The sequence below is a fragment of the Halobacillus litoralis genome (genome assembly GCF_009856415.1).
In the GTDB taxonomy this organism is placed as follows: Bacteria; Bacillota; Bacilli; order Bacillales; family Halobacillaceae; genus Halobacillus; species Halobacillus litoralis_C.
In genome coordinates, this window is the sequence record NZ_WMEZ01000004.1 from 201,893 (window position 1) to 219,272 (window position 17,380).

Annotated in this window: 14 protein-coding genes and 1 other annotated feature; of the genes, 7 read left to right on the forward strand and 7 right to left on the reverse strand. The window is 42.2% G+C overall.

All coding sequences use genetic code 11. The features are described 5' to 3' along the window. Positions 1-30: 30 nt before the first annotated feature. The 4 genes from thiI to ezrA form a co-directional block, all read right to left on the reverse strand. A complete protein-coding gene (gene thiI, locus GLV98_RS12805) occupies positions 31-1,242 on the reverse strand; it encodes a tRNA uracil 4-sulfurtransferase ThiI (RefSeq protein WP_160915766.1) in 1,212 nt (403 codons plus the stop codon). A gap of 5 nt (positions 1,243-1,247) precedes the next feature. Next, positions 1,248-2,387, reverse strand: coding sequence for a cysteine desulfurase family protein (locus GLV98_RS12810; protein ID WP_160915768.1), 1,140 nt, complete (start codon positions 2,385-2,387; stop codon positions 1,248-1,250). Positions 2,388-2,505: 118 nt separating this feature from the next. Further along, positions 2,506-2,838, reverse strand: coding sequence for a hypothetical protein (locus tag GLV98_RS12815; protein WP_160915770.1), 333 nt, complete (start codon positions 2,836-2,838; stop codon positions 2,506-2,508). Positions 2,839-2,850: 12 nt separating this feature from the next. Beyond that, on the reverse strand, positions 2,851-4,542 hold the full coding sequence (ezrA, locus tag GLV98_RS12820; protein ID WP_160915772.1) for a septation ring formation regulator EzrA: 1,692 nt from the start codon (positions 4,540-4,542) through the stop codon (positions 2,851-2,853). Positions 4,543-4,701: 159 nt separating this feature from the next. Between ezrA and hisJ the strand changes: the two genes are divergently transcribed. Beyond that, positions 4,702-5,505 carry a histidinol-phosphatase HisJ gene (hisJ, locus tag GLV98_RS12825; RefSeq protein WP_160915774.1) on the forward strand — a complete coding sequence of 268 codons (804 nt, stop codon included), beginning with the start codon at positions 4,702-4,704 and terminating at the stop codon, positions 5,503-5,505. Here the strand turns inward: hisJ and refZ are convergent. Next, positions 5,495-6,094 (reverse strand): forespore capture DNA-binding protein RefZ, encoded by a 600-nt coding sequence (refZ, locus tag GLV98_RS12830; protein ID WP_160915776.1) that lies wholly within the window; start codon positions 6,092-6,094, stop codon positions 5,495-5,497. The two genes, hisJ and refZ, sit on opposite strands and share 11 nt — an antisense overlap. Before the next feature lie 123 nt (positions 6,095-6,217). Between refZ and GLV98_RS12835 the strand changes: the two genes are divergently transcribed. Beyond that, on the forward strand, positions 6,218-6,697 hold the full coding sequence (locus GLV98_RS12835; protein ID WP_160915778.1) for a GAF domain-containing protein: 480 nt from the start codon (positions 6,218-6,220) through the stop codon (positions 6,695-6,697). A gap of 39 nt (positions 6,698-6,736) precedes the next feature. On the opposite strand, the gene GLV98_RS12840 is transcribed toward GLV98_RS12835, so the two are convergent. Further along, complete coding sequence (locus GLV98_RS12840) at positions 6,737-8,620, reverse strand: sensor domain-containing diguanylate cyclase (RefSeq protein ID WP_237417138.1); 1,884 nt, start codon at positions 8,618-8,620, stop codon at positions 6,737-6,739. Positions 8,621-9,088: 468 nt separating this feature from the next. On the opposite strand from GLV98_RS12840, the gene rpsD reads away from it, so the two are divergent. Further along, the gene (rpsD, locus tag GLV98_RS12845; RefSeq protein WP_160915802.1) at positions 9,089-9,691 is read left to right on the forward strand and encodes a 30S ribosomal protein S4; all 603 of its coding nucleotides are present in this window, start codon (positions 9,089-9,091) and stop codon (positions 9,689-9,691) included. A 171-nt stretch (positions 9,692-9,862) separates the two neighbouring features. On the opposite strand, the gene tyrS is transcribed toward rpsD, so the two are convergent. After that, positions 9,863-11,131: a tyrosine--tRNA ligase gene (gene tyrS / locus GLV98_RS12850; RefSeq protein WP_160915804.1), complete on the reverse strand. Its 1,269-nt coding sequence runs from the start codon at positions 11,129-11,131 to the stop codon at positions 9,863-9,865. A 90-nt stretch (positions 11,132-11,221) separates the two neighbouring features. After that, positions 11,222-11,429, reverse strand: a binding site (T-box leader). A gap of 120 nt (positions 11,430-11,549) precedes the next feature. Here tyrS and GLV98_RS12855 point away from each other — a divergent pair. The 4 genes from GLV98_RS12855 (at position 11,550) to GLV98_RS12870 (ending at position 17,345) form a co-directional block, all read left to right on the forward strand. Further along, entirely contained in the window at positions 11,550-14,750 is a 3,201-nt protein-coding gene (locus GLV98_RS12855) for a transglycosylase domain-containing protein (protein ID WP_160915806.1), read from the forward strand. A gap of 129 nt (positions 14,751-14,879) precedes the next feature. Further along, positions 14,880-15,524: a GNAT family N-acetyltransferase gene (locus tag GLV98_RS12860; RefSeq protein WP_160915809.1), complete on the forward strand. Its 645-nt coding sequence runs from the start codon at positions 14,880-14,882 to the stop codon at positions 15,522-15,524. 4 nt (positions 15,525-15,528) lie between these two features. After that, complete coding sequence (locus GLV98_RS12865) at positions 15,529-16,176, forward strand: acetoin utilization AcuB family protein (protein ID WP_160915811.1); 648 nt, start codon at positions 15,529-15,531, stop codon at positions 16,174-16,176. Beyond that, positions 16,173-17,345, forward strand: a complete 1,173-nt coding sequence (locus GLV98_RS12870) for an acetoin utilization protein AcuC (protein WP_160915813.1) — start codon at positions 16,173-16,175, stop codon at positions 17,343-17,345. Before GLV98_RS12865 ends, GLV98_RS12870 begins: the two co-directional genes overlap by 4 nt. The last annotated feature ends 35 nt before the right edge of the window (positions 17,346-17,380 follow it).

Below are 17,380 nucleotides of genomic sequence, written 5' to 3' on the forward strand. Positions count from 1 at the left end.
TCTGGCCTTCGAGGCCAGAGGGAAAATGCTCTACAGTAAATCATCGAATTCATCGTCTTGTTGGCCCGGCTGATGATCGGGGGAGACTTTGATGACATAGGATTCTTCCAAAGCTTTATCAATATCACGGGTGAAATCTGAGTTGGATTCATAATAATTGGCATTTTTCCGTGTTGGTTTCGTCTTAGGTGCTTTTGGCACGAATACTGTACAACAATCTTCGAAAGGACGAATGGAAATCTCATACGTTTCAATTTTTCTAGAAATATCAATAATCTCGATTTTGTCCATAGAAACGAGAGGTCTGATAATTGGGTAATTGGTGACCTCATTAATGGTATTCATGCTTTCCATCGTCTGACTGGCTACTTGACCAAGACTTTCCCCTGTAGTGATAGAAAGAAGGTCATTCTTAGCAGCCACTTGCTCACTGATCCGCATCATCATTCGTCGCATGATCGTCATACTATAACCTTCTGGCATTTCACGATGAATCTTCTGCTGGATCTCTGTAAATGGAATGACATGAACCTTTACTTTTGATCCAAATTTGGATAAGGCTTGAGCAAGATCGAGAACTTTTTGTTTCGCTCGTTCACTTGTGTAGGGGGGTGAATGAAAATGAATCGCTTCAATTTCAACCCCACGTTTCATTGTCAAATAACCGGCGACAGGACTATCGATTCCGCCTGAAAGCATCAACAAACTCTTCCCTGTGGTACCAACAGGCAGTCCTCCCGCTCCCGGGTAATCTTGTGCGGTCACATAACATCCTTCATGACGAACTTCTACTTTTATTTCAACATCAGGATTGTGCACATCGACTTTTACATCTTCCGTTTGACGGAGGATATGGCCCCCTAATAAAGGGTTGAGCTCCTGCGAAGGAATAGGGAAAGTTTTGTCCGTCCGTTTCGAAGATATTTTGAAGGTGCGGGCATTCCTTGCATCATGAAAGGCCAGCATCACAGCATCTTTCATCTGCTCTTCTTCTTTTTCCACCATCACAGCAAAACTGAGGCTGTGAATACCGAATACTTCCTGGCATTCTTCCATTACTTTATGAGGGTCTTCCCCATTCAGTAGGACAAACATGCGTCCTTGTGTTTTCTTTATCGTTGTATTTGGATACTTTCTCAGCTTTATAGCAATATTACTTTGCAGTTTTTGTTCAAATGCACGTTTATTTTTCCCTTTCAACGCCATTTCACCGTACCGAATCATAATCCGATCGAAATTCATTATGTTCACCCCATCGTTGCTTGTAAGTTTTCAACTGTTTGATCTAATTGCTTCAGGAACAGTTCAATTTCATTGATTTCATTTTTTGTAGAAAGACTGACACGCAAGGCCGAAGTCGTCCGCTCATAATCCAAGTTGCATGCCTTGAGTACAGCACTCACGTCCGGCTGTTTGGAAGAACAGGCAGATTTGGTGGAAATGAAGATCCCTTCTTCCCCTAAGGCGTGAATAATGACTTCAGGTTTATATCCTGGAATGGAAAAATTAATGATATGGGGAGCCCCGTCCTCCGGTGAATTGATTTTACAATAGTCACGATGCATGAGCCCTTCCCATACCATCGCTCTCATTCTACTTAAGTGGTTTACTTTTTGTTTGCGATCTTCATGAAGCAGTCTTAGAGCTTTTACAAACGCTACTGTACCAGGTAGATTTTCTGTTCCTGCTCTGACTTCTGATTCTTGGCTTCCTCCATGCAATAGAGGAAAAACACTCACATGCTTCTGCATGAGTAGAGCTCCTGTCCCTTTTAATCCATGAATTTTATGACCAGAAAGGGTACATAGATCAATCCCCCAATCTTTGACAGAAAGATCTATTTTTCCTAATCCTTGAACATGATCGACATGAAAGAATACTTTAGGGTGAGCCTTGAGCAATTCACCGATTTTTTTCACAGGCTGGATAGTACCAAGCTCATTGTTCACACTCATTACGCTGACAAGAATCGTATCGTCTCTTAACGCTTGGTTAATATCTTCTGGATTAACTTTCCCGTTCTGATCCACATTTATATAAGTGACTTCAAAACCCAATGTTTCCAGTGCCTTGAATGCTTCCATAACAGAAGGGTGTTCAATCATAGTCGTAACCAAATGTTTTCCTCTGGATTGATGTTGAAGTGCAATCCCTTTAATCGCCATATTATTTCCTTCCGTACCACCGGAGGTGAAAACCACTTCCTGAGGATCAACGTTTAATAGCTGGGCCGCTTGTTTTCTTGATCGACCCAATAAACGTTCCGCTTCACTCCCAAAACGATGAACAGATGAAGGATTGGCAAAGTATTGGTCTGCGACCTTTTGAAAACTCTCCAACACTTCATAGTGCGGATGAGTTGTAGCACTGTTATCTAGGTAAATCATGGGCTCTGACTCCTTTTATTTTCGAATTGCAGCTCATTATTTTATCATAACATGAAGTCAAATGAAACACTTGGTTATGAACAACAAAAGAGCATCTGCTTAAGCAGATGCTCTATTCCTAACTATTGTCGGTGTCATTTAATTCAAGAGAGTTAAGGAGGGTATCAATACTAAGCTTTCCATCTTCACGAACATCGTTGACCCATTCTTTCGTCAATGTTTTTTCTCCAATGATCGTTCGAGCCTCATTTTCCACTTCTATGTTTCTTTCAAAAAAATCAGCGGCTACTTGATCATTCAAGCTTTTGCCTTCCGTATTGATGGACCTGGTAAATCCTTGGTCCCTGCTATCTAACTCCTTCACATTTGAAGTTAGAAAAAAAACGGTAAGAACACTTGCCCATATGAGAGCTGTTCCCGAAATTAATCCGATGATGATTCGCTTCTTCAACTGGACCACTTCCTAAACCAGGACTTCTTCCTCTTTGTCAATTTTGGACAGCGCGGCAGGATCCACTTCTTTAATGGCCTCTGTAGCAAGGGTCAGTGCTTGATCATAGTGATAAGACCTGAATTTCTCCTCTGCTTCCAGGAGTTTAGCTGCTAAGATTGGATATTTACTTCGATAACGATTGCCGCATTGAATCACTCGCTCGGCAAGCTGAGCTGTTTCCATAATCTTTTCAGCATCTCGACTCAACTGCTCTGTCATTTCCATTGCCTCATTCAGTTTTTCATTGACAACACCCATATCCAAGGGCTGTGCTTCAAGACCTTGAAATACCTCATCCACTTTTTGGCTCGCTGCTTTCATATCTTCATAGATGGATGTCGGGATTCCGGGGATGTTGCTTCTCTTCAATCGACGATGAGTATCTAAAAGAAGGCTCTCCATCTTCGTCAATTTTTGTTTCGCTTCTCGTTCATCTTTTCTGAGGTTTTGTACACGCTCATGGAAATACCCATGCTTTTCTTCCAGTTCTTTCAACTGTTTTTCCGTATCTTCGACCTCTTCACGGAGAAGGGCAAAGGAAGTTTCTCCATCGGCTCGTCTGAAATCAAGACTCGTTACACGTTTACGCATTTGATTTAACCATTTTATCAAGTTTCGATGGGATTCCAAATGTCCCTCCTCTACTTGATACGTTTGCTGTATTTCCTCTAATTCCCGTTCCGTGTCTGCCAAAACATATTCCAACTCATCCAACTGGGCTTTAAGCGGTTCAAATTGCTTTTCCACATAATGATGAGCTACTGCTTCTCTTTCTAGTGCCTGATACATTTCCTGGATTCTTGTCTCAATTTCCACTAAAGCTTCTTCAAGTCCTGATTGATCCCCCTGCTCCATTTGCGAGAGCATCTCCTCCAGAGACCGTTCGTAATTATGTAACTCTGGTAGGAAATCAAAATGAGAGATGCGGTAACCCTCCGCCTTCATTTCTTCCACACCGCTTTTCAGCTCTTTCAACTGTTCAGGTAATTCAATCTTCACCTGTTTCAGTCGATCAGGGAAATGTTGGACATCCTGCTGCAATTGTGTGGTCTCTTGACGTATCGTTTGTACAAGAGTATTGGCTTCAATATAATCCCCTTGCTCAGTTAACTGTTCATACTCACTAAGTTTGTCTTTCAATTCGCCTACTCTTTGTTCAAAAATACGAACCGCTTTTCCATATTGATGGCGGTTTTGGATGAGTAGTTTGGTAAGCTCTTTCAGTTCTGGCTCCATCGATTCGATTTCTAAACGGCTTTGCTTTTCAGAATCAAGGAGGTCTTCCAATTCTTGAAGCATCATTTTGATGTCTTGCTCAATGGCTACTAACTTTTTTTCTGTGTTTGCCAACACGGCTTTTACGCGCTTAAAACGATAGCGATCGGCCGCTTCTTCTGCATCGAAAAGGTCTTCCTCCAGCTCAGGCAGCTCTTTTGTCAAAATTTGATCCCAACGAGCCCGCCACGCTTCGAACTTTTCCTGAGTCTCACCAGAAAGGTTTAAACTTTTCACTTTGGATAGCTCTTCGGTGACGCGCCGGTTCATGATATCCATTTTCCAACCTTCCAGGCGATCCACTTCATCATAGACCTTTTTCCGCCAAATCAGCCCTATGATGAACAATGCGATGAGTAGTAAAATAGCCCCGATGACGTACTTCATAAATAGCCTCCTTACAATAAACGTGCCATACGGATGTATTACGTTCCGAATTGTGATTTAGTTGTTTATAATGATACCATGTAAAACATCCTTTTGGCTAAAATATTTCAAATTTATTATCATATTGACAAAAAATTCAAGCACAAAGGAGAGACGACTATGATTGATGGTCACATCCATACACCTTATTGCCCCCACGGCTCTTCAGATACCCTGAAAAGTTACATTGAACAAGCCATAAAATGTGAATATCAGTCCATGACATTCACAGAACACGCGCCACTTCCTTCAACATTTGAAGATCCTGTTCCAGAGAAGGATAGCGGCATGTCTTTTCAGCAAGTGGAAGAATATTTAAATGACATCGACCGGTTAAAAGCAGAATATAAAAAGGAAATTCACATTCAGAAAGGATTCGAAATTGATTATATCGAAGGGTATGAAAAAGAGGTGGAAGATTTTCTGAATACCTATGGGCCCTCTCTTGATGACAACATCCTATCCGTTCATTTCTTAAAAGGAAAAAGCCAATGGTACTGCATCGACTACAGCCCAGACATGTTCAAGGAAGCCATCTATGATTTCGGTGGAATCGAGCGACTCTACCAAGCCTACTACCATTCACTCAACCAATCGGTTCTCAGTGATTTAGGTAAATACAAGCCGACCCGTATTGGACATATGACGCTTGTGAAGAAGTTCCAACACCTCTATCCCTCCCCGGAAAATTGGGAAAAGAAGGCTCATAAGTTCCTCGAACTCGTTCGGGATCATGGATATACCCTAGATTATAACGGAGCAGGAATCGTGAAAGAGCATTGCAAAGAGACTTATCCGCCATTACCAATGGCCAGACAAGCCTCTTCTATGGGCATACCTTTAATTTATGGTTCTGACGCTCATACGGCATCAAGTCTCGGACAAGGGTACGACTCTATTGACTCTCGCCTTCTCAAGCTTTAGCAAGCTGCTGGACGGAACGATGGTCGTTCATTAGTCCACTATACATTTCTACAAAATGATTGAGAGAAGCATCCGTTATAAATGGATCTTTAAACTCATGTGGCATCATGAACGGAGCATTTAAAAGTCCCTTTAATTGTAGTAAACATAATTTTTCTTTGAAGGTGACATCAATATGAGAGTTTTTATCGAAAAGGATTTGAGTAAGTAAATGGTTCTCTTTTGCCAAGTAAGTGACGAGCATTTCTCTTGCAAACGTTGTGTTCAACGTCAGTTCTCTATTTAACAAACAAGATAGTTGATAATTCGACTGTTTATAATGTAGAATTTTTTTCACTAATTCATTTAGACGATATTCGCCTTCTGAGGGTTGCTCGTTTTCCAGCATTTCAAGGTAAGGCTCAAAATAACTGACGGCGAGCGATTCAAAAAGGCCTTGCTTGCTCTTGAAGTAGTAATGGATCAACGAGACATTGACATTCGCTGCCTTCGCGATATCCCGGACAGAGGTTCCATTGAAACCTTGGCTGTAAAAAAGGCGGCAGGCTACATCTAACACTTTGTCACGCGTTACGTTTGGTCGGCTCATTATTTTTTCCCCCTCAGGAAAAGATTCTCTACATTTGTTGGATTTCCTGCTTACAATCGTCCACCAAATACCGACAGAAAATTCTGTTTTTTGTCGAATACTATATGCTCAGGAGGTATATTGATGTTTCAAACGACTTCTTACACAGGTTCCAAAAAAGAAAGATATGATCTGGTCATTAAACAATTAAAAGCTCTTATCGAGGACGAGCCAGACCAAATCGCTAACTTATCGAATGCATCTTCTCTTCTCAACCAGTTCTTAGATGATGTCAATTGGGTCGGCTTTTATTTGTGGAAAGAAAATCAGCTTGTTCTTGGGCCGTTCCAGGGCCTTCCTGCTTGTGTTCGTATTCCATCAGGCAAAGGGGTTTGTGGAACAGCCGTGGCCGATAACGAAGTTCAGCGCATTGAAGATGTCCATGCTTTTCCAGGCCATATTGCTTGTGACGCCGCAAGTCAATCTGAAATTGTCGTTCCCATTTTAAAAGATGGCGAGATTTTTGGTGTCCTTGATATCGACAGTCCTTCCAAAGGAAGATTCGATGAAGTGGATGAGGAGAAACTCGTCGAATTTATACAAACTTTACAAAATTATATTTAAAAAAGAAGCCGCTGGGTTTACACTCCAGCGGCTTCCTTTTTAGTTTCTGTCTTTAATTGGATGGGCCGTTACAATTCGGTTTCTTCCAGAACTTTTAGCTTTATATAAAGCTTGATCCGCCTGTTGGACAATTTGCTTCCGATTCGGCCTGAGCCATTCTGCCTTCCACGAAGCAATCCCACAGGAAACCGTTACAGCAGGGGAAGTAGACACCGCAATCTTCTCACGTATCACTTCCGTTAAATCATGGGCTTTTTCTGATGAAAGCATCGGAAGGTAGACTGCGAGTTCTTCTCCTCCCCATCGTGCGGAAAGACCTTGATCCCCTATGACAGACTTGATCAAATCAGCCACCTGGCAAATGACCTCATCCCCCACTTGATGGCCATAAGTGTCATTGATGTTTTTAAAATTATCGATATCAAAAAGAATCAGGCTACCATTCTCATCACGCTTGACATGATGTTCCACACACTGATCTAAATGAACCCTGGAATGAAGTTTTGTTAAATAATCAGTGATGACCGCCTTCTCCAACTCTTCTCTCAGAATCGAATTTGCAAAAGCCAGTGTAGAATGAGCGACAAGCGATTGAAGAAGTTTGAATGACTCAAACGTAAAAAAGTAAGGGTCTTTATGAAGGACAATGGCAAGACCGCTGATATGTTCATGATCTTTCATTGGTACGGCCATCAGTGAACGATACTGCAGGACATGATCAATTGACTTCGCTTTCAAATCACTTATGAAAAGTGGGCCATCTTGATGAGATACGGATTTTTTCACATAATCCACAAGCGCGCTTGAGTCGGAGGAAGTAAAGTATTCCGTACTCCCCTCAAGAACGTTAGGAGTTGATCGCTCATCATATGTAACAAAACCGACTTCATCCGCATGAAATGACTGCTGAATTTTATACGCCATATAACGAATCTTTTCAGTTAACCGTATGTTGGAGTTGAGTTTCTGTGAGGTGGAGTTAATTAATTGCAGGTCACTGTTTAACTTTCTTGATTGCTGGTATAGCTGGGCATTTTCAAGAGCTTTACCAGCCGTGTGTGCTATAAAAATGAAAAATTCGATATCTTTTTTAGGGAAATATAAATATCCCGGAGTCACAACTTTCAATACCCCATAAATGCCTTGTTTCCCTTTAAGCGGAGCATATAGAATCGAGCGCTTTTCCACTAGGTGGTCTTCTATTTTTACTTCTCCTGTTAAATAAGCCTGTGTACTTGCACTGTACTCAAGATCCATGTCGTAGGTCAGCTCACGGACAGGAAGATCATTATCTTTCGTGTAATCATTCGACAATAATAAATAGTATTGAAAATCCGGATAGGTTTTTCTTAGGGTTTCTATAATCTCTTTTAACACTCCATCAGTATCAATAGAGGAATGGAAGTGAGACGTTATTTTGTATAACAACTCGTATTTTTTCTCTTCCTCCATGGAGGTGTAAAAACCTTCGACCTTTTTTATGCATTTCGTAATCTCTGAACTAACCGCACAAAGCAACTCGTCCTCCATCTGTATGGAAGACGGCCCCTTCAGAACTAGATAACCAAAGACGGTTTGCCCAGAGTGTAGGGAGGTGACTCTTAACGAAGAACCAACTGTTTGTGGACCGATGATGTGTTGCACGTCTAATTGATTTGACGTGTGGGTATAGAAATCATCTAGAGAAAAGTGGTTTCTCAGTGATTCTTTCACGAACTCATCCTTTGAATGTAATTGAAAACGACCTTTCCACTCATCCAGCAAATAGATGGCACAAAAAGAGGCTCCGAAGAATTCTTTGATTTCTTCAGTTAGGTTGACAATAAACTGTTCATACGTATAGGGTGATTCTGAAGTGAAATATCGGAACAGACGACTTTGTAGTTTTTCAATTCTCTTTTTAATGAGGGACTGGACAATCATTCGACTCACCTATCTTCCCTAACAAACGATTTGAGTATATTGTACCATTACTTTAATCACAAAAACGACCATGAATATGTAAAAATATATATAACGATAACTCGAAACCGAGAGAACAAATGGGTTACCTTTAGAAAATATCACAAAGGATCTCTCGGAACCCTCTCCCATTTATCTACGAATGATAATGTATACAATGCTCTTAATAATCTCTTCAGTCATGCTTATTACTATTTTTTCGTTTCAATCCCCTTGACTTCCACCTCTATTAAGATTACAATATTCGTTGTGTAAAATAAATGGCAGCCTATGTGAACCACCATTGTCATCATTTTGTTCCTCTCTGTGAGGTGCATCGTGTAACTCTCTGCTGCTGGGGCGAAGGTGCATGAAAACATAATGAGCAATGACCCAAGGGACACACTGTTTTTATTTTATGCAAAATAAAATAAAAAGGAGGAAATTCCTATGGCACGTTATACAGGTCCAACCTGGAAAAAATCACGTCGTTATGGTATTTCTTTAAGCGGAACTGGTAAGGAGCTTGAAAAGCGCCCTTACGCTCCTGGACAACATGGTCCAAACCAACGTAAAAAACTATCCGAATTCGGTCTTCAACTACAAGAGAAGCAAAAGCTTCGTTTCATGTACGGTTTGACTGAGCGTCAATTCCGTCGCTTGTTTGAAGAAGCGGGTAACATGAAAGGGATCCACGGTGAAAACTTCATGATCCTTCTTGAATCCCGTTTGGATAATATTGTTTACCGTCTAGGTCTAGCTCGTACGCGCAACCAAGCTCGTCAGCTAGTTACTCACGGTCACGTTACAGTAGATGGCGGTCGCGTTGATATCCCATCTTACCGCGTAGCTCCTGGTCAGGTGATCAGCCTTCGCGAAAAATCTCAAAAGCTTAACGTCGTAGAAGAAGCGATCGAAGTAAATAACTTCGTACCAGAATATCTTACTTTCGACGAAGACAAGCGTGAAGGAACGTACACTCGTTTCCCTGAGCGTTCTGAGCTTCCTTCTGAAATCAACGAAGCTCTTATCGTTGAATTCTACTCTCGTTAATTTCTGCTTTTGCAGAATTACGACAAAGCACCTTGGAATGTATGTACATTCCAAGGTGCTTTTTTTATGTCTTAAATATTATACAAAGAAGGAAGTACACTCCCTTCTTTTCTGTATAATTGTTCATAATAAAGAGGCAGACCTCAACGGCAGGACTGCCTCTTTATTTTATTATTGGAATTTAATCAAGAAGTACTTTTTCTTTCCGCGACGGATAATGGTAAAGCGATCTTCAATCCGATCTTCCTCACCGATCGTATGTTTGAGATCCTGATTACGTTCTCCGTTAATATAAACGGCACCATTGCCGATATCCTCCCGTGCCTGACGCTTGGAAGAGGAAATGCCTGCGTTCACAAGTAGATCCAGCAGCTGCGGCTCTTTTTCTTCAGAAGTGTAAGTCGGAACATCCTTGAACCCCTGCTCTATTTCTGCGCCTGATAAAGCCTTAATATCCCCGCTGAACAATGCAGCAGAAATGCGCTCCGCCTGTTTCAAGGCTTCCTCATCATGAACGAGCTTTGTCATTTCTTCGGCTAGACGACGTTGAGCCACACGTTTTTCCGGTTGGGCTTCTACTTCTTTTTCAAGTTCAGAAATTTCGTCTAAGCTTAAGAACGTGAAATACTTCAAGAAGCGGATGACGTCCCGATCATCCGCGTTGATCCAGAACTGATAGAATTCGTAAGGGGACGTTTTCTCAGGATCAAGCCAGATCGCTCCACCAGCTGTCTTCCCGAACTTTGATCCATCGGCTTTCGTAATCAATGGAACAGTCAAACCATAGGCTTCCACTTCTTCTTCTCCTGCGGCAGATCGTCTCAGCAGTTCAAGACCCGCTGTAATGTTCCCCCACTGATCACTTCCACCGATTTGAAGCGTGCAGTTCTCTTTTTGATACAACTGTTGGAAGTCAAGGGACTGCAAAATCATGTAAGAGAATTCGGTATAGCTGATTCCCTGCTCAATACGGGACTCTACGGAATCCTTTGCCAACATATAATTGATTCCAAAATGTTTCCCCGTATCTCGAAGGAAGTCAATGATAGTCATTTGAGATAACCACTCATGGTTATTACGGGCAACCGCAGCATTTTCACCTTCATCAAAATTGAGGATTCTGGCCAATTGTTCTTTGATACTCTCACTATAACCGTGAACGACCTCTGCACTGTTCAGTTGTCTTTCACTTGAGCGGCCACTCGGGTCCCCGATCATGCCTGTACCGCCTCCAACAAGTGCTATAGGACGATGTCCTGCTTGTTGGAACCTTTTCAACATAAGTACTGGAAGCAGATGCCCAATATGAAGACTGTCCGCTGTCGGATCAAACCCACAGTAAAGCGTTACCTGTTCCGAATCGAGGTGCTTTTTCAATCCTTCTTCGTCTGTCATCTGGTTGATCAAACCACGTTGTTGCAAATCTTTCAAAATATCCATTGGATCACTCCTCAATCTGTTATAAGTAGACATGTGCTAAGGTCTTAGAGATGAATTTTCTGAAAACAAAAAAGACCTCGCCCCCTTGTAAAAAGGGACGAGGTCTCGCGGTACCACCCTTGTTGCACATACGTATCATGTGCCACTCCGATCGATAACGGCATTTCACCGTCTTCTGATTCATACCAGAAGAATGCTCCAGGTCGTAATTCAAAAACAACTGTGTACCGGCTCTCACCCACCGCCGGTTCTCTGAAACAGGGAATTGTTTTTTACTCCAGTCCTTCAACGCACATATATTCATCTACGTATATATTTATCACAACACAATCCAAAAAGCAATAAACCAGGGGGAGAATTATATCCTATCTCCCCTGGGTGTGTTATAATATTGGTGGATTTTTTAGGAGGTATTATCATGTCTAATAAACCGGAAAACGGGCGAAAGAAGCTGGATATACGCTCTTTATGGGAGAGTGGCACCATCCAGAAAAATGGCCGGATCACCTATGATGTCGTATGGAACGTCATCTTATTTTTTATCATCATCGGTGTAATCGGGTTATTTTTCGCAGGTGGTGTAGGCGCCGGCTATTTCGCTTCTCTTGTGAAAGATGAAGAGGTCAGAAGCGAAGAACAAATGAAAGAAACAATTTATAACTATTCAGAGACCTCGACCATGTTTTTCAATGATGAAAAAACAGAGATTGGTGACGTCAGGTCGGATCTCTATCGTGAAGAAGTCCAATTAGAGCAGATTAATAAACATTTGAGAAATGCTGTGATTGCGACAGAGGATGAGTATTTCGGTGAACACAAAGGTGTGGTTCCAAAAGCGGTCATGCGAGCCGTCGTTCAAGAAGTGACCAACTCCTCCGTCAAAACAGGTGGAAGTACCTTGACCCAACAGCTGGTCAAAAACCAAATCCTGACGAACGAAGTATCGTTTGAACGTAAAGCCAAAGAAATGCTGCTGGCTTTGAGAATTGAACGATTCTTAGATAAAGATGAAATTTTGGAAGCCTACTTAAACATTGTACCTTTCGGGAGAAATGCGAATGGACAAAATGTGGCAGGTGTACAAACAGCCGCTCAAGGTATTTTCGGTGTGGATGCTAAAGACTTAACATTAGCACAGTCCGCTTATATTGCAGGGTTACCTCAATCCCCGTTCGGATATACTCCTTTTTATAATGATGGATCAATTAAAGAACCTGAGAATTTAGAAGCGGGAATCGACCGCATGCACGAAGTTCTGGAACGTATGCATGAGGCCGGATACATCACTCAAGCAGAGTATGATGAAGCGATGAAATTCCAGATCAATGAAGAAACATTAGCAGATCCAAAGGCGACTGTGCTAGGTACTTACCCTGCGATTAATCAGGAAGTGCATAAAAGAGCAAAAGGTCTAATAAAAGATCACTTGATGAAGCAGAATGGTCATACTGAAAAAGACCTCGCAGAAGATGAAGCCTTACGTGAGGAATATAACACTATGGCAGAGCGTGAACTTTCTTCCGGTGGTTACCAGATTCATACAACACTAGACAAAGAAGTCTATGACGCTATGCAGAAAGTGAGAGATTCTTATACGGAAGGAAATTGGCCATGGGGTCATGAAACGGTCTTGAACAATGAAGGCCAAGAAGAAAAGGTTAGGTCTCCTTTACAGCTTGGAAGTATAATTATTGAAAACTCGACAGGTAAGATCCACGGTTTTATCGGTGGATATGATTTTGAAGAAGAAAATCTCAACCATGCAACCCAGTCCCGCCGTTCAAACGGTAGTACAATGAAGCCGCTACTAGTATATGGACCAAGTTTTGACATGGGTGCAGCTCAGCCTGGTTCTGTGATTGCAGACGTTCCTTATTACTATGATAGCGGAAAAGAAGTTCGTAACTTCTCGAGAAACCATAAGGGGTTTGTTTCCGCCCGTTATGCCCTTGCCCAATCCTATAACGTGCCTGCAGTAAAGCAATACAAAAGTATTCAATCTCAAGATCCTGTAGAAAACTATCTCGTAAAAATGGGAATGGAAGAGAACTTAGTTAAAGATGACTACACGAACGAGTCGATGGCACTCGGTGGTCTTAGGTACGGAGTTACAGTTGAAAACAACGTGAACGCTTATGCTACCTTCGGAAACATGGGTAAATTCGTGGATGCTTATATGATTGAAAAAATTGAAACAAAAGATGGTGAAACCATCTACGAACATCAGATGGAAGAAACAGAAGTTTACAGCCCACAGGCCGCTTACCTAACCATCGATGTCATGCGTGATGTACTGGAATACGGAACAGGTTCAAGGGTACGTGGTATGCTGTACAACCGAGGCGTGGACTGGGCCGGTAAAACCGGAACATCACAATCAACACGAGACTCTTGGTTTGTTGCGACAAATCCTAATGTAACGGTAGGGATGTGGACAGGTTTTGCAGAAGGAAACATGCAGCACTTGAACTACAACTCGCGTACACAGGGCCTATGGGCGGACGTTGTCAATGCCGTGTCCGAACTCCGACCAGAGTTGATGGTTCCAGAGAACGACTTCCAAAGCCCGGGTGGTTTGGTAACACGTTCTTATTGTGCAACATCAGGATTGCTGGCATCTGATCTATGTTCTTCTGTCGGTCTTGCTAAGAGCGATCTATACGATGCCGATTATGCACCAACGAAAGTAGATGACAGCTTGATCAGCGGTGATTTTGTACGCGTCAAAGATCAACTTGTCGTAGCAGGTCCGAATACACCTGGCGAATTTATTATTGATGGTGGCGGAGTTACACTAAGCCCTGAATTCTTAGAAGAAAATGGATACACAAGCTCTGAAGTATTAAAAGAACTCTTACCGAATTCAGGTGCATGGTCCAATGTGGCTCTCCCTTCCACGGAAAGTATCGGGTCTACAGCTTCTTCCATTGATAATGATGGACAGGCACCAGCTGCACCAGGTTCTGTGAGTGCCAGTGGATCGGCTATATCCTGGACACCATCCTCCAGTAGCGATGTTGTAGGATACCGTGTCTATCGTGCTTCTACACCAGGTGGATCCTTCACGTTTATTGGAAATACAACAGACAATTCCCTCGGCTTCTCAGGAGGAAGCGGGATTTATGCTGTAAGAGCTGTGGATTACTTCGGTCAATCTTCAGGATTATCCGGAACAACAACCGTAGGTAATCCTGGCGCACCAGAACCTTCAGATGATGAAGGCACCTCTTCCAATAATTCTGGAGGAAGTTCAAACTCAGGGAATGGTTCTTCCAATAACGGATCTTCCAATGATGGGGATGGAAACACCAACGGTTCAAATGGAAATGATTCTGGAGATGGTGAAGGAAATTCCGATGGTGGAGAATCAAATGGTGACGATGGAACAGGAAACAATGATTCAGGAGACAATGGCTCTGAAGGCAACGACTCCGGACAGGACTCTGGTGGAGAAGGTACTGGAGATGGTTCTGGCACTGGAGAGGGCTCAGGCTCTGACGATGGTTCGGGCTCTGATGATGGCTCAGGCTCTGACGATGGTTCAGGCTCTGATGATGGTTCAGGCTCTGACGATGGTTCAGACGGAAATGATTCTGAATCAGACTCTCAAGAAAATTAATCAAAGAAGAAAAATCCGATCGGTTTGCCGGTCGGATTTTTTTATTCACCATGAAAAACAAGTATGGTTTCATGTATAATGGAGGAAATTAGTAAAATAATCTATCAATCTATGACAGGTGGTGGCTGAATGAATCATGAAAAAACCTATCATTACGAGGCATTTGACACAGAACATGGACCTGTCATCGTAGAAGGTCCATTGCCCTCTGAAGATCTTGAGAAATACACGTTCAACGAAGGTTTAACGGCTTTCCGTCCTCCAGAAAAACAATTTGAGGCCATTAAAGGGATTGCAGACTTTGAAGAAGGACGCATTATTATTGCAAGGCATAATGAAGAAATTATCGGTTATGTAACCTACCTCCATCCAGACCCTTTAGAACGATGGTCAGAGGGAAATATGGAAGACCTCATTGAACTCGGAGCGATTGAAGTCATTCCAAAATTCCGTGGCTATCGGATCGGTTCCCGTCTATTGAGAGTCTCTATGATGGATGAGTATATGGAAAACTACATCATCATTTCTACCGAATATTATTGGCACTGGGACCTAAAAGGAACGGGACTGAACATTTGGGATTATCGAAAAGTCATGGAAAAAATGATGGCAGCAGGAGGACTCACTCCTTCTCCCACCGACGATCCAGAAATTATATCCCATCCTGCAAACTGCTTGATGGTGAAAATAGGACGCCATGTTTCCGAGTCTTCAGTTGAACAATTTGATAAATTGAGATTCTTAACAAGGCATCAATACCGGATGAGGAGGTAGTTATATGTTAGTGGAAGAAATCATGAAAGAGAAAGTCATTACACTTTCACCTGAAGAAACCATTGAAAAAGCTCTGAAACTGCTTCACGAACATCATATTCGCCATATCCCGATCATCAATGAAGAGAATGAAGTGATTGGCATCGTTTCAGACCGCGATGTCAGAGATGCAAGTCCTTCAATCTTTGATAAAGAAACGGATCATGAAGAGTTGAAAAACCCAATCCGATCCATCATGACCTCACCCGTGACAACGGTCCACCCACTGGATTTCGTAGAAGAAGTAGCATCGATCTTTTATGAGCAGGAAATTGCTTGTGTACCCGTGACTCGCGATGAAAAACTAGTTGGAATCATAACAGAAAAAGATATGTTGTACACGCTCATTCAACTGACGGGTACCCACGTTCAAAGTTCACAAATTGAAGTGAAAGTGATTAACAAACCCGGAATACTCCCGCAGGTCACTCAAGTGTTCGGTAAGAGAAAAGTGAATATCAGCTCTGTCCTCATCTATCCATATAAACCGGACCCTAAATATAAAATCATTGTCGTAAGAATCCAAACAATGAATCCCTTGCCTACAATTGAGGACTTAAAATCTGAAGGTTACGAAGTTCTGTGGCCTCAAATGCCAGGGATTCCATCATGACGTGTCATGCTGGATTCGTGTACTCCGATGAATTTACGACATACCGTTTTCGTGACGATCATCCTTTCAATCAATTGCGTGTGGTGATGACAAAAGAATTGTTAGAAGCAGCAGGGGCGTTATCCGAAAAGGACATGATTGCTCCACGTTTGGCAACAGAAGAGGAATTGTCGCTCGCGCATAGTAAAAAGTATATAGAAGCTGTCAAAAAAGCAGGGCAAGGGTTATTGACAGAAGATGAGGGTATGGAGTACGGCATAGGTACCGAAGATACTCCGATCTTCAAAGGGATGCATAAAGCTTCTCAGTTACTGGTTGGGAGTACATTATCCGCAATAGATGCGGTCATGGAAGGTAAAGTAAAGCACGCATTGAACCTTGGCGGTGGCTTACACCACGGTTTTGAACGTAAAGCTTCTGGATTTTGCATCTATAATGATGGTGCCGTGGGAATTAAATATCTACGAGAAAAGTACAATGTTAAAGTCTTGTATGTGGATACTGATGCCCACCACGGGGATGGGGTTCAATGGGCATTTTATGATGATCCGAATGTATGCACATTCTCCATTCATGAAACAGGACGCTATCTCTTTCCTGGCACTGGAAACGTAAATGAACGGGGATTAAAAGAAGGCTACGGCTATTCATTCAATATACCGATCGACGCCTTTACGGAAGATGAATCTTTTCTAAGTGTTTATGAATCCGCTTTCAGGGAAATTGTCGATTTTTTTAAACCGGATGTCATTGTTACACAAAATGGTGCGGACGCCCACCATTTTGATCCTTTAACCCATTTATGTTCTACAATGAAAATTTACGAAGCCATTCCTAAATTGGCTCATGAACTCGCTCACGAATACTGTGAAGGGAAATGGATTGCTCTCGGAGGGGGTGGATATGACATTTGGAGAGTAGTCCCACGTGCGTGGGCACAAATTTGGAAGGTGATGAACGATCAAACCCCTTTCCAAGGTTCCTTGCCTGTGGAATGGGTTCAAAAGTGGCAAAAGGAAGCTCCTGTGAACTTGATGGAAACATGGCATGACCCACCTGATGCTTTTAAACCAATACCGCGCCGCGAAGAAATAACAGAAAAAAACAAAAAAGTGTTAGCAAAAGCCTTACAATTAATCCATAATCAAAAAAAATTCAATTCTATGTAACAAAGAAAAAGCCACTACCTGTTCAGTAGTGGCTT